Source organism: Chitinophagaceae bacterium (genome assembly GCA_016713085.1).
GTDB lineage: Bacteria > Bacteroidota > Bacteroidia > Chitinophagales > Chitinophagaceae > Lacibacter.
Map to the genome: position 1 here is coordinate 95,584 of JADJPV010000002.1, position 15,839 is coordinate 111,422.

The 15,839-nt window shown below is 37.5% G+C and carries 15 protein-coding genes; 7 read left to right on the plus strand and 8 right to left on the minus strand.

Annotated features, from left to right (window positions below; all coding sequences use genetic code 11):
* Window positions 1-63 precede the first annotated feature (63 nt).
* A complete protein-coding gene (locus IPK31_12870) occupies window positions 64-960 on the plus strand; it encodes a cyanophycinase (protein MBK8088754.1) in 897 nt (298 codons plus the stop codon).
* A gap of 43 nt (window positions 961-1,003) precedes the next feature.
* On the plus strand, window positions 1,004-1,666 hold the full coding sequence (locus IPK31_12875) for an SGNH/GDSL hydrolase family protein (GenBank protein ID MBK8088755.1): 663 nt from the start codon (window positions 1,004-1,006) through the stop codon (window positions 1,664-1,666).
* Here IPK31_12875 and IPK31_12880 read toward each other — a convergent pair.
* Window positions 1,663-2,940: a tyrosine--tRNA ligase gene (locus tag IPK31_12880; protein ID MBK8088756.1), complete on the minus strand. Its 1,278-nt coding sequence runs from the start codon at window positions 2,938-2,940 to the stop codon at window positions 1,663-1,665. The two genes, IPK31_12875 and IPK31_12880, sit on opposite strands and share 4 nt — an antisense overlap.
* Window positions 2,941-3,156: 216 nt before the next feature.
* Here IPK31_12880 and IPK31_12885 point away from each other — a divergent pair, with 216 nt between their 5' ends.
* The 3 genes from IPK31_12885 (at window position 3,157) to IPK31_12895 (ending at window position 10,906) form a co-directional block, all read left to right on the plus strand.
* On the plus strand, window positions 3,157-4,293 hold the full coding sequence (locus IPK31_12885) for a PorV/PorQ family protein (protein MBK8088757.1): 1,137 nt from the start codon (window positions 3,157-3,159) through the stop codon (window positions 4,291-4,293).
* The gene (locus IPK31_12890; GenBank protein ID MBK8088758.1) at window positions 4,290-9,353 is read left to right on the plus strand and encodes a hypothetical protein; all 5,064 of its coding nucleotides are present in this window, start codon (window positions 4,290-4,292) and stop codon (window positions 9,351-9,353) included. Before IPK31_12885 ends, IPK31_12890 begins: the two co-directional genes overlap by 4 nt.
* A 536-nt stretch (window positions 9,354-9,889) precedes the next feature.
* Entirely contained in the window at window positions 9,890-10,906 is a 1,017-nt protein-coding gene (locus tag IPK31_12895) for a sulfatase-like hydrolase/transferase (GenBank protein ID MBK8088759.1), read from the plus strand.
* Here the strand turns inward: IPK31_12895 and IPK31_12900 are convergent.
* From IPK31_12900 to IPK31_12910, 3 genes are all read right to left on the minus strand, one after another.
* Window positions 10,890-11,954: a hypothetical protein gene (locus IPK31_12900; GenBank protein ID MBK8088760.1), complete on the minus strand. Its 1,065-nt coding sequence runs from the start codon at window positions 11,952-11,954 to the stop codon at window positions 10,890-10,892. The genes IPK31_12895 and IPK31_12900 overlap by 17 nt on opposite strands.
* Window positions 11,955-12,125: 171 nt before the next feature.
* Entirely contained in the window at window positions 12,126-12,599 is a 474-nt protein-coding gene (locus tag IPK31_12905) for a hypothetical protein (GenBank protein ID MBK8088761.1), read from the minus strand.
* A 46-nt stretch (window positions 12,600-12,645) separates the two neighbouring features.
* The gene (locus IPK31_12910) at window positions 12,646-12,873 is read right to left on the minus strand and encodes a hypothetical protein (GenBank protein MBK8088762.1); all 228 of its coding nucleotides are present in this window, start codon (window positions 12,871-12,873) and stop codon (window positions 12,646-12,648) included.
* 171 nt (window positions 12,874-13,044) lie between these two features.
* Here IPK31_12910 and IPK31_12915 point away from each other — a divergent pair, with 171 nt between their 5' ends.
* Window positions 13,045-13,749, plus strand: a complete 705-nt coding sequence (locus tag IPK31_12915) for a class I SAM-dependent methyltransferase (protein ID MBK8088763.1) — start codon at window positions 13,045-13,047, stop codon at window positions 13,747-13,749.
* Here the strand turns inward: IPK31_12915 and IPK31_12920 are convergent.
* The 4 genes from IPK31_12920 to IPK31_12935 form a co-directional block, all read right to left on the minus strand.
* A complete protein-coding gene (locus IPK31_12920) occupies window positions 13,746-13,925 on the minus strand; it encodes a hypothetical protein (GenBank protein ID MBK8088764.1) in 180 nt (59 codons plus the stop codon). The genes IPK31_12915 and IPK31_12920 overlap by 4 nt on opposite strands.
* On the minus strand, window positions 13,906-14,556 hold the full coding sequence (locus IPK31_12925; protein ID MBK8088765.1) for a glycosyltransferase family 2 protein: 651 nt from the start codon (window positions 14,554-14,556) through the stop codon (window positions 13,906-13,908). The genes IPK31_12920 and IPK31_12925 overlap by 20 nt, the downstream gene beginning before the upstream one ends.
* Entirely contained in the window at window positions 14,487-14,663 is a 177-nt protein-coding gene (locus IPK31_12930; protein ID MBK8088766.1) for a hypothetical protein, read from the minus strand. The genes IPK31_12925 and IPK31_12930 overlap by 70 nt, the downstream gene beginning before the upstream one ends.
* Before the next feature lie 133 nt (window positions 14,664-14,796).
* Entirely contained in the window at window positions 14,797-15,393 is a 597-nt protein-coding gene (locus IPK31_12935) for a riboflavin synthase (GenBank protein ID MBK8088767.1), read from the minus strand.
* A gap of 213 nt (window positions 15,394-15,606) precedes the next feature.
* Between IPK31_12935 and IPK31_12940 the strand changes: the two genes are divergently transcribed.
* Entirely contained in the window at window positions 15,607-15,807 is a 201-nt protein-coding gene (locus tag IPK31_12940; protein ID MBK8088768.1) for a 30S ribosomal protein S21, read from the plus strand.
* Window positions 15,808-15,839 lie beyond the last annotated feature (32 nt).

A 15,839-nucleotide genomic window follows, 5' to 3' on the forward strand; every position in this document is an offset into this window, starting at 1 on the left:
GAAAACAGTCTCTTCATCCGAAATATTTTCCCTTATTTTGTACCTAACCACAAAATACTTGTATTGCAGTATCCAAAAGGAAAGCTCATCGCAATAGGCGGCGCAGAAGATAAAGGAACCGATCAGGAAGCGGGTGAAATTAACCGCAACAATCTCAATTTTTTTGAACTGGGTATTCTCAAACGTGTTGTTGAAGAAGCAGGCGGCATTGATGCACGTATTGAAGTGATTACAACTGCTTCAACTATACCTTTGGAAGTGGGCGATAACTATATGAATGCCTTCGGTAAGATAGGCTGTACCAATATTGGTGTGCTGCATATCCGTAACAGGCAGGATACGGCAAATCCCGAATACATTGAACGTATCAGCAAATGTGATGCAGTGATGTTTTCAGGAGGTAACCAGTTGCGTTTAAGTGTAACTGATGGCGGAACGGAATTTTTAACCATTCTGAAAAAACGTTATCAGGAAGAAGAAGGATTTGTAATTGCAGGAACTTCAGCTGGTGCCATGGCAATGAGCAAGACGATGATTTATGAAGGCAATGCTGCCCGTGCTTATCTGAAGGGCGAAGTAAAAATGACAACGGGTTTAGGTTTTATTGACAGTGTAATCATTGACAGCCATTTTGAAAAGCGTGGTCGTTTTGTACGATTGACGCAGGCAGTTGCAACAAATCCGGCATGTATCGGAATTGGTTTGGGAGAAGACACAGGGATGCTGATTACTGGTGGAAATAGAATGGAAGCAATTGGAAGTGGGTTGGTGATCATTATTGACGGGCATGATATTCTGCATTGCAATGTTGCTGATATTCCTGACGGGAATCCGATCAGCATTGAGAACCTGAAAGTTCATTTATGTGAAAAGGGAAATGGTTACCTCGTAAAAGAGCGTTTATTTTTAATGGAGGCAAGCGATGGTTCAGTAATTAAAAAACAGGTTGATGTTGAATAAGAAACAGGTTGTATTGGTTTAATAACTATTTGAATTTTTATTTATGAAAAAGTTGATGTTTGTTCTGCCCCTTTTTATGCTCGTAGCTTTTACAAAACAGGATAAAATAAAAGTGATCTTCTTTGGTGATTCCATTACCCAGGCAGGTGTAAATCCGGGCGGATATGTTGTCCGTATTGACAGCATGAGTAAAGCACAGGGAAAAACGAATTATGAATTTATTGGTGCCGGTATTGGAGGTAATAAAATTTATGATCTGTATCTCCGTATGGAAAACGATGTGCTTTCCAAAAAACCTGATGTTGTTGTAATTTATATTGGTGTTAATGATGTGTGGCATAAAAGTTCATCAGGCACAGGAACAGATGCAGACAAATTTGTAAAATTCTACCAGGCCATCATTGACAAACTGAAGGCGCAAAATGCGAAAATTATTTTGTGTACTCCTGCAGCAATAGGCGAGAAGACTGATTTCAGTAATTCACAGGATGGTGATTTGAATGAGTACAGCAAGATCATCCGTTCGTTAGCAACAAAGAACTCTTTACCACTTGTTGATCTGCGACAGGCATTTCTTGATTACAATCTTAAAAACAATGCGGCCAATAAAGACAGAGGTATTCTCACTACTGACCGTGTTCACTTAAATTCAAACGGCAACCAGTTGGTTGCCGATGAAATATGGAAAGCCATTCAGGTCCTTTAAAGTGCTTTTACTAAATAGTAATTCTTTTTACCTTTTTGCACAAGCAGGTATTTGCTGTGCAGTAAAATGGAAGCATCCACTTTAAATTCAATTCCTTCAACTTTTTTCCGGTTGATGCTTACTCCACCTCCCTGCACTGTTTTTCTTGCTTCACCTTTACTGGGGAAAATGGTTGTTTCAGCTAAGAAAGAAACAATATCAATTCCTTCGGTTAACTTATCAGCTGCAAAGTCAAATTTCACCACACCTTCCATGCCTTCCAGGTCTTCTACGCTTAAGCTCTCTGCAGGTGCAGTTTGATTGGCGAATAATTTCTCTGTTGTTTCAATGGCTGCTATTAATTCTTCTTCGCCATGTACAAATTTTGTTACTTCTTCAGCCAAACGTTTTTGCAGTATTCTTTTTGAAGCATCCTGTTTGTGTGCATTGATCAATGCATCAACTTCTTCTTTCGAAATGAAAGTAAAAATTTTGATCCATTTTTCTGCATCTGCATCACCAGCATTTAACCAGAATTGATAGAACTGGTATGGACTAGTTCTGTTAGCTCCCAGCCAAACAGTTCCTGATTCTGTTTTGCCAAACTTGCCACCATCTGCTTTTGTAATCAAAGGACAGGTAAATGCAAATGCCTCACCACTTGCTTTTCTTCTGATCAATTCAGTACCTGTAACAATATTTCCCCACTGATCGCTTCCACCCATCTGCAACTTGCAGTTTTTGTTTTCATAGAGCCAGAGATAATCATAACCCTGCAACAACTGGTAGGCAAACTCAGTGTAACTGATTCCTGTATCTCCTTCAATTCGTTTCTTCACACTATCCTTGCTCATCATATAATTAACCGTAATGTGCTTGCCAATGTCACGAAGAAAACCAATGAATGAAAATTCTTTCATCCAGTCATAGTTATTCACCAACTCGGCACTGTTGCTTTTGCCGGGTGTAAAATCAATGTATTGTGAAAGCTGATCTTTTAATGCCTGAACGTTATGGGCCAGTGTTACCTCATCCAGCAAATTTCGTTCTTCGCTTTTTCCGCTGGGATCTCCAATCATTCCTGTCGCCCCGCCGACAAGTGCAATGGGTTTATGACCGTAGTTTTGAAGATGGCGGAGCAGCAAAACCGGAACAAGATGTCCAATATGCAGACTGTCGGCAGTCGGGTCGAACCCAACATAACCAGAAGTTGGTTCTTTGGTCAGTTGTTCTTCGGTTCCGGGCATCATATCCTGGATCATACCCCTCCATCTCAGTTCTTCAATCAGATTCATGTGTTTTTGTCTGTTTTTTGGCAAAAGTAGGGCAGAGGAGCTCATATTGGTAAAAATGGGCAATAAACATTGAAAATCAACGTTTCGATTAACTGGCAGTCTCTTAAACAGTAGTTGACTTTGGGGAAGATAATGTTTACATTTGTTCTACCCTAAGCAGCCTTCTTAATAAGAAGAGACTCTTTAAAACTAATTGTTTACCTGAAAACTGACCGGATGATAAACCGATTCATCTCTTGTTTAACCGTTACCCTGCTTCTCTGCAGTTCTGTATACTCTCAATTCAGAAAATATTCCAACGAATTTTTAAATATAGGTGCGGGTGCCCGTGGCTTGGCAATGGGTGGAGCGCAGGTTGCTTCCGTTAGTGACGCAACAGCTGGCTATTGGAACCCCGCAGGTTTAACAGGCGTTAAAAACAATCCTACACTTTCTTTAATGCATGCTGAATATTTTGCCGGTATCGGTAAATATGATTTTGGTGCACTTGCAATCCCTGTTGCAAATAACAAAAGAACAATTGGAATCTCTTTTCTGCGCTTTGCCGTAGATGATATTCCGAATACACTTTTCCTGGTTGAACCTGATGGCAGCATTAATTATAATAACATCAAGTCATTTTCATCGGCTGACTATGCATTTCTGCTTTCAGTAGCACAGAAAATCAGGGAAACAAAAGATAAAACGATCAGTATGGGAATGAATGCAAAAGTCATTCACAGGAGTGTGGGCAGTTTTGCAAAAGCATGGGGTTTTGGTTTGGATCTTGGTTTTCAGATGAAAGGTGAGAACTGGTCGTTTGGCGCTGCAGCAAGAGATATTACAACAACTTTCAACTCCTGGTCATTTACATTTACTGAGCGTGAAAAAGAAGTACTGTACTTAACAAACAATGATATTCCAATAAAATCAACTGAATTAACTGCTCCACGTTTAGTTATCGGAGGATCTTACGATTTCAGACTGGGAAAAGGAATTAAGTTGAAAACTGAAGCGAACCTTGAATTAACGTTTGATGGACAGCGCAGTAACCTGATCAGTTCAGATGCAGTTAGTGGCGATCCACGTATTGGCGCAGAATTAAATATTAAAGATGTTTTCTTCTTACGTGGTGGTGTTTATAATTTCCAAAGAGCACTTGCTGATGGAGATACACTCAATCAAAAGAAAGTGTGGATTTATCAGCCAGGAGCAGGAGCAGGATTTAAATTAGGCAGTTCTTTTTTTGTTGATTATGCCTTCACCAATCTTGCCAATCAATCGAATCCTTTGTATACCCATATTGTTTCTTTACGTCTCGACCTTTTGAAAACGAATAAGAATCCAAAGAAAAAAACCAATAAATCAAGATGAAACGATTTTTACTCTCCGCCATCATTTTGCTGATTGCCTTCACAGGCATCAGGGCCCAGAGCTTCATGAATGAATGGATCGACTTCAATAAAACTTATTATAAGTTTAATATAGGGTCAACGGGTGTATACCGTATTTCTCAGGCACAGCTTGCCTCAATGGGTATTCAGTCTGCAGATGCTGCACATTTTCAGCTTTGGCGTCATGGAAAGCAAATTCCTGTTTATACATCTGTGTCAGCAGGAACGATACCAGCAAATGGGTTTATTGAGTTTTGGGGTGAGGCAAATGACGGGAAATGGGAAAAGAGAATGTTTATTGAGCCACAGTACCAGATCAATGATAAATGGAGTTTGTACACAGATACAGCTGCTTATTTTCTAACAGTTAATACTTCAGCCGGGGCCAATCTGCGGCTTGTTCAAACAAATAACGATTTAAGTTCCGCTTTACCTGCCGAATCTTATTTCATGCATAAAACGGCACTTTATTACCGTGCTACTATTAACCCTGGTTTTGGTGCTGTAGTGGGAAGTACTGTGTATTCATCATCTTTTGATGAAGGTGAGAGTTGGACAAGTTCAGCTTTCAGGCCGGCAAACCCATTAGTGTCAACACAGAGTAATTTATATGTTGCTATGAGCGGGCCTAACGCAAGTTTGAAATTTTCTGCTGCAGGAAGAGCATTAAACACCCGTACAGTAAGAGCCACAATAAATGGAACTGCAGTTGCTGATATACAGATGAATTATTTTAATGCCATAATTGATGAATCGGCAACCAATATTCCCTTATCAGTAATCAGTTCAAATACAGCTAATGTTGAATTTAGAACAACTTCTGCAGAAGTAACTGATGCGATTGTTATTGGGATGTATGAATTAACATACCCCCGTCAGTTCAATTTTAACGGGCAGGCAAATTTTGAATTTGAAGTCGCAGCAAGCGCAACCGGAAATAATCTCATAATTGACAATGCTAATTTTGGTTCACAACCACCGGTGTTGTATGATTTGACAAATGGATTACGTATTACAGCTGCAGTACTTTCACCAACACAGGTTAGAGTAGTGCTGCCGCCCTCTGCTATTACAAGAAAATTAGTTTTAATCAGCCAGGAGCCAGCTAATATCAAGAGCGTTGCAGGGCCTTTTACTGCAAGAACATTTTCCAATTACGGTCTTACTGCTAACCAGGCAAATTATATTATTATTTCAAACCCGCTCTTATATAATGATGGAACTGGAGCAAACCAGGTAGAACAATACCGTTTATACAGAAACACTTCAACTGGTGGGGGATTTAATGCTAAAATTTTCAATGCACAGGATATTATTGATCAGTTTGGTTACGGGGTAAAAAACAATGCATATGCCATTAAGAATTTTCTCCGTTTTGCTTACAGCAGTTTTAGTGTAAAACCAGAGAACTGTTTGCTGATTGGGAAAGGGGTGATTTATACGAATTACAGAAGTGCTGAAAGCTCTTCAACAATTGATCAACTGAACCTTGTTCCTGTGTATGGAAGTCCGGCTTCTGATATGCAGATGGCTTCAGAAGATGGAAACATCGTGCCAAGAATACCAATAGGTCGTTTAAATGTAATCAACGGAAAAGAAGTGAAAGATTACCTTGAAAAAGTAAAACAATACGAATCCTATTACAATTCCAATTCCTGTAAAATTGAAGATGAAATATGGAAAAAGAATGTGATTCATGTAGGTGGTGCAAATGATTTCCTGGGCGAGCAGATCATGTTTTACCTGAGCCAGTTTTCAAACATTGTTAAGGATACATTATTTGGCGGAGATGTTTATTCTATACAAAAAACCGGAGTTGCTACAGTACAAACCGTTGCCAGTGAAAATATAAGCCGCTTGTTCCGGGAAGGGTTTTCATTACTCACTTATTTCGGGCACTCGTCACCAACAACATTAGAATATAATCTTGATAATCCTTCAGCTTATCCTGTAACAGGTAAGTATCCTGTATTTATGGTAAATGGCTGTCAGGCTGGTAATTTATTTTTATCTGACGCAACAAGACTTACAGGGAATATGATTATCAGTGAACGCTGGGTGCTTACGCCGCAACTTGGTTCAATTGCTTTCATAGCCAGTACACATCTAGGTATTGTGAATTATCTGAATTTATATACAGATGAATTTTATAATCAGGTTGCACATGATTCATATGGCCAGTCAATTGGTCATATCATGGCTAATGTAAACGATACTTTGATCAGACTGAATTCCTTTAATGATTTCTATGTAAGGATGCACCTTGAAGAAATTGCACTTCATGGCGATCCTGCTATTAAGTTTTACAGTTTTCAGAAACCTGATTATGCGATAGAATCGTCCATGGTAAAAGTGGCACCTGAGTTTATTTCTATAGCAGAAGATAAATTTAAAGTAAATGTAAAGATTGCAAATATTGGCAGAACGGTGAGTGATTCTGTACATGTGGTAATAACAAGAGAAATTCCCGATGGAACAAAGACCATTGTTTATGATCAAAAGATACGGGGTGTGCGAAATACTGATTCTATTGAACTGATATTGACAATTAATCCATTTACAGATAAAGGATCTAATAAGATAAATGTCTCGATTGATCCCGAAAATAATTCGGATGAAATTTGCGAAACCAATAATATTATCACAAAAGAGTTTTTTATTTTTGAAGATGAAATCCGGCCGGTTTATCCATATAACTATTCTATTATTAACAAACAGAATATTACTTATTACGCATCAACTGCAAATCCTTTAGGAACTATTCGTAAGTACTATTTTGAAATTGATACGACACAGAGTTTCAATTCATCCTTAAAGAAGATTGATTCTGTAAGTTCTATTGGAGGTTCTATTTCAATAAAACCTTCTGGTGTTAATTTTACTGACAGTGCAGTGTATTACTGGAGAGTGGGAATGCGTCCAGCAGAAACTTCTGCAGTTCTCTGGAATAATTTCAGCTTTGTATATATTGCCGGAACCGAAACAGGGTTTAATCAGTCGCATTACTATCAGCATCAGCAAAGCAGTTACAGGCAACTTTTCCTTGAGCCAGACAACAGAGTTTACAAATTTGATTCAACAATTGCAAGGTTGCAGGTAAGAACGGGTATTTATCCATATCACACTTCACCCAGCCTTGACGTTTCATTGAATTATAATTTCCTTGAGCGATATGGCTGCCGTTATGGGTCCTTCCAGTTTTATGTATTTGACGGAAAAACGTTACAGAATTGGAAAAACTGGTTACTTCCAAGTGGTGAAGGAAGATATCGCAGTGCTTCGCCGGCATGTAACTCGCCAACTGATCAGCGTTTATTCTTTGAATATTATTATCATGACCCCGCTTACCGTAAAAGAGCAATGGATTTTATGGATAGTGTGAAAGATGGGGATTATGTAGTGGTTACAAATTTGGGATGGGTACCCGGTCCTTTTGTAGACGCTTCTGTTTTGAAATCAGATGAGGTAACACTGGGTGCAGGGAACTCCATTTATCATAAATTCAAAAATGCCGGTTTTGGTTTAGTTGATTCTTTTAAGAATACGTTACCAATGATATTCATTTATAAGAAAAATGATCCATCATTTACACCAGTACAGCACATTGGCATCACAAATGAACAGATAACTGAAGTTGTTGAAATTCCCAGCTACTATACGTCAGGTAATATCGAGTCCCCGTGGTTTGGGCCATCAAAAAGCTGGAAAGAATTAATCTGGAAAGGAACTGACAGAGAGCCGTTGATGCCAGATACTACAAGTATCGACATTATTGGTAAAACCAGTTCAGGAATTGAATTATTGCTGGCAACTGTGAAGCAATTGAGAGATACCAGTTTAGCATTCATTAATCCGCTTTCATTTCCATATATTAAACTCCGCATGAATAATATGGATAACATGAACGTAACGCCACATCAGCTGAAATCGTGGATGATACTTGCGGATTATGTTCCTGAAGGTGCTGTTGCTCCAAACCTTACTTTCCGTTTTCAGGATACTGTTGAAGTAGGGCAGCCGCTCGACTTTGCTATTGCTTTCAAAAACGTAAGTGAAACAGCCTTTGACAGTTTGAAATTAAAACTGATTATTACCGACAGGAACAATGTGCCAAAGCAGATAATTCTTCCTAAAAAGAGACCATTGCTGGCTGGTGATTCAATTGTTGTAAGTTATCAGATTGATACAAAAGATCTGGCAGGATTGAACACTCTTTATTTAATGGTGAATCCGGATAATGATCAGCAGGAACAGTTTCTTTTCAACAACTTTGTGTTCAAAGGGTTTTACGTAAAACCTGATAACTATAAACCATGGCTGGATGTAACATTTGACGGAACGCACATTTTGAATCGGGATATCGTATCGTCGAAACCACATATTCTGGTGAAGTTGAAAGATGAAAGCCGCTTTATGGCATTAAGCGATACTGCAGGTATGAAAATTCAAATCCGTTATCCCGGTACAAATGGTGCAATAGTTGATTACAAACCAAATTCAGACAGTGTTCGCTTTACACCGGCTAATCTTACAAATAATAGTGAGAATGCTGCAACAATTGATTTATTCCCAACACTAAATGAAGACGGGGAATACGAGCTCACTGTTTCAGGTACTGATAGAAGCGGTAACAAGGCAGGGGATCTGGAATACAAGGTTGCATTCCAGGTAATCAATAAGCCAATGATCTCGAACCTGCTGAATTATCCCAATCCGTTTACAACCTCTACTGCATTTGTATTTACAATAACAGGTTCTGAAGTTCCACAGAATATCCGTATTCAGATTCTGACTATAACAGGTAAGGTTGTAAGAGAAATAACAAAGGCCGAGCTAGGTGCGTTAAGAGTTGGCCGGAACATCACTGACTTCAAGTGGGATGGAACTGATCAGTATGGCAATAAACTGGCGAACGGCATCTATCTCTATCGTGTCATTACAAATCATAATGGCAAGGCATTAGATAAATACAAAGCTACTGATGATAACACAGATCAATACTTCAATAAGGGCTATGGAAAAATGTACCTGATGAGGTAAACAATTTTTTTATAAGTTGCACCCGGCATGTTAAATTAACTGCCAGGTGTTTTTATACTGAATAATATAATGACAATTAATTTTTTTTTTCAAAAATTACTTTCCGGCTATTTCTACTTTGTTGGGCTGGTTGTTTTTTTTGTGTTGCACAGATGGAATGAGGTGTTTGACTTTTTAAGTTTCTGGGAGGTGTCGAAAATATTGTTCTCTCTGACAATTTTGATTCTTATTTACTTCTTTGCCGGCAAGGTAATTTTCCGAAATAAGAATAAATCTGCACTGTTTACACTATTGTCGTTTTCTCTCTTTCTGTTTTTTTCATTCGTGGAGGTTTGTTCAGCCTTCCTTGGAAAGGCGGGAGTTCATGTAAGTACCAAGTTATTTCTTGCCGGGTTGCTTTTTCTTTTATTTTTTGTCATTTTATTTCTGAAGAAGGAAAGGGTTAGAGGCTCAGTATATTTAAATGCTCTTTTTTTTTTTGGTTTTAGTTTTTTGAGATTACTCAATTAATGTGGAAGGGGGTTTCAAAAAAAGAATTGCAAAATGAGTTAATGATGGAAGTAAGCAAGACTGATTCTTTAAGGCCAAAACCATCTGTATATCTGATTTTGCTGGATGAATACGCTGGTGCTGAATCACTGGAAAAGTATTATGGATTTGATAACCGGTTATTTATTGGCCAATTGGAAGACTTAGGGTTTGTTGTTGCAAAGAAGGCTTTTGGAAATTATGATTATACAGTCTTATCTATTGCATCGATGCTGAATGGAGAATATCTGAAATTTCCCTCTAAGGAATCTGTTTACAGTAATGAGAATTATACGAATGCACTGAATGCCATTTATCAGAATAAAACCTTTCGTACGTTCAAAAAGCTTGGATATAAAACAGTTAACTATTCTCCGTTCCAAATTGAAGGATCTGAGTCAGAATATTCAAACAGTTATTTGCCGGCTAAATCATTACTGCTGCTGCACCCAACTGTGTTTGACGAAATTATTGAGCTGCTGCCATTTTATATTGCCAGGAAAATGAAAGAAAAAAAATGGCTGGCTAACATGTTTAAAGAAAAAATTGCGACGAATTATCGGTTGATTGAAAAAGTGGTTAATGAAAGTTCAAAGAGCGATAGTATTCCGTCATTTTATTACATGCATTTAATGATGCCGCATGCTCCTTTTGCGGTTGACAGCAGTGGAAATATTAATATGAGTTTTTTGGGAGCAAGTTCAATGAACACTGAAACAAAGCGGCAGGCATATTTTCAGTATCTCATTCATACAAATAAGGTAATACTCAGTTTTATCAGTAAACTGAGGAAGAATACAAAAGGAGAAGCTGTCATAATACTTACTAGTGATCATGGCTCAAGGGATCTTATGACAGCAGATGATACAGAATCAGGGTTTAATTCAATAAATGCCCTGTATTATCCGGGAAAAGATTCTCTGATATATGATGGCATAACAAATGTTAATCAATTCCGTATTTTATTTTCTGCAATCACGAACAAAAGAATACCTCTGTTAAAAGATTCTATTGTTGTAAAATAGAATCTTTTATTGTTGCCGGCAATAATAGTAAAGAAATCAGGAGCAGGACAAAAGCGATAAGGGAAACAGTCATCCATATTTTTATCTTGTCTGGACTGAACGAATAGGATACTGAATATGTTCCGGGTTTTGCAATATTGATCTTGCTGAATGCATTCAGGTAATTTTCCGGTTGAACTGATTGGCCGTTTAATGTGTACTTCCAGTGACTATAGTTTTGATATAAAAGAACAATACCCCCTGGGTGATGGGCAGTAAATTTTGCCCGTATATTATTAGGATTAAAAGCAAGCAGTTCAATTTTTGTATCTGATATGGTTGAAGAATCAGTAGTATGTTGAATCAGGATGCTGCTATCTGGCAAATTTGATGAAAAGAATAAGAAAGGGTTTTGCTCCAGAAAATGCATTACCTGTTGCTGAAAAATATATTGTTCATTTTTAAACTGAATAGGATAGGCAGCCTGTTTGTTTGTTCCAGGCTGTTTGTTGTAAAAACTCCATTTACCCAGCACATTTGTTATCCCGGCAATGCCTGAGTCGTTTAATGAAACGGGCTGTATTGCAGGAACAGGGATTCCAACGGGAGATGCATTCAAAAGTGTTTGGAGTTGTTTTGTACTTTTAGTGCCAACACCTGTAAATGGCAGGTTAATCAATGTGGCGACACAAAGGTCTATAACAACAATCAGCAAAAGGCGGTTGATTTTTTTCTGCAGAATATATTTTCTGATTAGTAAGAGTACAGACAATTGAATTAAACTCTGTATAACCAGCGCATCAAAGAAGCTTAGGTTATCTGCTATTGATTTAAATAAATCAATTACAGATAAATGGCCATCTGCGAATGATCTAAAGAATATGCTGTCTTTTGTAAAAATGATATTTAGTGCAGCCCAGGCAGCTACAAATAAGATAACCAATCCCAAAACTAAACTGAGTCTTTTGAATAACTTACTATCCCCATCTCCTTTTTGATAATACTGTAAATTATTTGCGGCAACAAGAATAAATGAGAATAAAGCAAAAACCCTGAACTCGCCATTCAATCTTACATAATTTAATAAAGGGAGGTATTTGAAACAAAGGGTATAAATGAAGTTGTTAGATGATAAAATGAGGAACAGGAACCGGCTATCAGAAAAAAATATGTATGGTTCTTCTTGCCTGTAAAAAAGTAAAAAAGAAAATCAGCAGTGTTAAACCAAAATAGGTGTTTCTCAAAGAAATATCGTTTCCAAAAAGGAATCATTTTTAACTGTTGAAAAGGGGAAAATAAAACTAATCCAGCTTTGAATTGAATTTGAGTTCATAACTGGAGTAGCCGAAATAATTTTCTCGCCACGGGTAATAAAAGGCAGAATTTCTGTGTAACTGATGATCAATCCTGAGCTAACAATGAGAAGCAATGCAATGAGCAGAAGAATTGGTTTAGAGAAATTCCAAAGTGTAATGGGCCGAATGCCTGATTTTCTGTTTGCGAAGTATGAGTAAATTGTGTATGCTGCAAAAAAGTAAATACTGCCGATAATGATGCCCGGGTGTGAAGATGAAATGAGCAGGTAAAATATAACTGCAGATAAGAAAACACGCTTCAGCGAATATCCATTCAATAACAAATGGTATGACCAGAAACACCAGGGAAGAAATCCTGCACCTGCAATCCAGTTAAGATGCTGCAAATGGCCAACCATATAGCCGCAGCACATGTATGAAATAGCGGCAATTATTTTTATTTCTTTAGTCCAGCCAAAAAACTTCGCCGCATTTATACATGCCCCATGCGCCCAGAAGAATATAAAGCAGAAGTTCAAGTGTGATGGTGTATATATTATATCCAACAGTACCTGCAATAATCCATGTAACCGGGCTCCAGAAACTGCTGCTCATATCAGCATATTGCGGAATTCCAAAGTTTACATAAGGATTCCACCAGGGCATATAACCTGCCGAAAGGCTTTCACTCATAAAAAACGAACTGGAAGATAACCGGTTAAAATATCATTCTTTACTCCAGCGATAAAACTTGCAATCGGAAAGTAACTTACAAGTAAGAATACAAAAAGAAGAACATATGGTTTAAAACCTGTTTTCAAAATGATTGTCTAAGTTTGGATAAAAATACAGGACTTACTTTGTATGAAAGAAAGAAAGGAACAAAATTTTGATGTATTTGCTGAAACTTACAGAGAAGCACATACGCAAAACATTAAATATATATCCGGCACAAACAGCTATTATTTTGCTGAATATAAAGTAATGGCAATGCAGGAGTTTGAGGAAAACAAAAACCTCACTGTGCTTGATTTGGGGTGTGGAGATGGTGCAACTGAGATTTTCTTTGAAAAGTACTTCCCTCAATTCAAAATTCAGGGGATAGATGTTTCGGCTAAAAGTATAGAGGAGGCTCAAAAAAAACAGTTACGCAATGCTTCCTTTCAGCTGTATGATGGTCAGCAGATACCATATGGAAAAGAAAGCTTTGATATTGTCTTTGTTGCAGGAGTATTGCATCATATTGAAGCAGTTGACCATCAGAAAGTAGTTGATGAAATATTCAGGGTTTTAAAGCCCGGTGGCCGTCTTTATTTATTTGAACATAATCCACTCAATCCGCTAACGAGATATCTTGTCAATACCTGTGAATTTGATGAAGGGGTTAAATTACTGTACAGTAACGAATGCAAAAAACTCTTAAGCAAAAGTGGATTTAGAATTAAGAATCTGATCTACACTATTTTTTTTCCCCGCAAACGACTTTTTAATTTAATGATACCGATGGAGAAATATTTGAGAAATATTCCGTTTGGAGGGCAATATTATTTCCGGGTAGTAAAAGACTAATCAACATTAATTTTTTCATTAATAATATATAGCGGACGTTTTTTGCTTTCACGAAACAGGCTGGCAATATATTCTCCCATTAAGCCAATTACAAGTAGTTGCATTCCTCCCATAAAAGTTACAACAGTCATCAATGAAGCCCATCCTGGAACTGTTTTACCCTGGTAATATGCCACAACGGCCATTATAAGCAGCAGAAATGATAACAAAGAAACCAGCGTTCCTATAAAAAAGTGATATACGCAGCGGTTTAAAGCTGAAAGATGTCGCACCTCTCAGCCCAAGTTTGATCATTTTTCTGAAACTGTATTTACTGCTGCCATACATACGTGAAGGCGCATCAAATGGAATTGTTATTTTTTTAAAACCAATCCAGCTGAAAATTCCTCTTAAAAAAAGATCTCGTTCTTCAAACTTGTGAATGGTATATAAAACCTTCCGGTTAAACCCCCTGAAATCAGAAACGTTTTCTTCAATTGGGATGTCAGATAAAAAATTGATCAGCTTGTAAAATATCTTTGTAAAAAATTTCTTAAACCATCCAACATCATTGGTTTTTCTGCGGTGTGTGGAAACAATATCATATCCGTTTTGCAGATGCGTAAGTATTGTTGGTAGACAGGATGGGGGATGTTGCAGATCGCCATCCATAGTAATAATATATTCACCGGATGCGTAATCCATGCCAGCCATCAATGCATTCTGGTGACCAAAGTTTCTGGAAAAGGAAATACATTTTACCCTTTCGTCTCTTTCTGATAACTGCTGTATTTCAAGAAAGGTAGAATCGTTGCTTCCATCATCAATAAAATGACTTCAAAATCTTCCGGTATAAACTTTTTAACTTCATAGAAAAGCGGCAGAATATTTTCAGCTTCGTTCAATACCGGTATAAGAATGGAAATTCTCGGCATTTGTCGTTGTTTTGGGTTAAGGCTTTACTGTAGAAATGAACAGATTGATATTTTCACGGGTTTGCTTTGCAATATTAACGTAAGAAGCATTATTAAAGTCTGTGATTTTAACCAATTTTCCTGCTCCGTAATTTTACTTTGCTGTTTGAAGCTGATTGCTGCGCATTACATATTTGCCAATAATATCAAACTCCAGGTTTACTCCTGATCCTGTTTGTATATCCTGCATATTCGTATGTTCGTATGTATAGGGAATGATTGCAACGTTGAATGCATTCGTGCCAACGTTAAATATTGTAAGACTGATTCCATTTAAAGAAATCGAACCTTTTTCAACAATTAGTGATGCAAAATTTTCAGGAAACTGAAATTGATATAGCCAACTTCCATTCTGTTCTTCAACATTTGTGCATATGCCCGTTGTGTCTACATGCCCCTGAACCATATGCCCATCAAGTCTTCCATTGAATTGAAGGCAGCGTTCAATATTTACTTTTTCATGCACAGACCAGGTGTTAAGATTTGATTTTTCCAAGGTTTCCCGGATAGCCGTAACTCTGTGCCGGGTTCCATCAACTTCCTCTACGGTTAAACAAACACCACTGTGTGCTACACTTTGATCAACCTTTAATTCTTTAGAAACAGGAGAGCTGATCCAAAATGTTTTATTGGTTCCAGTTTCAATAATTTCATTTACTAAGCCAACTGATTCTATAATTCCGGTAAACATATGGTAGAAATAAAGTGGTTTGTGTGGGAATGGAACAAAGTTAAGGGAACTGAGTTGTGCTTTTTTAGATGCAGATTAGGGTAATTATTGCAATTATTAAACTCAGTTTTAGAAGGATATTATTAACCAGAAAAATTCTTTGACTAATTCTTCAATATTTGCCGATTCCCCTTATCTTTGCGCCTCTAAAAACCTTAAAGGAGGTATTATATTATGCTGATAATTGATTCAAAAGATTGCGAAAACATTGACAAAGCGCTAAAAAAGTACAAGAAGAAGTTTGAAAAAAGTAAAACTCTGCTTCAGTTGCGTGAGCGTCAGGCTTTCATTAAGTCATCTGTACGTCGCAGAGGCGATGTATTGAAAGCAATCTACAAGCAACAGATCGCCAGCGGTAAGATTGAAGTGAAGTAATCTTCTCTTTCAGAATATAGCTGATAGCCGTA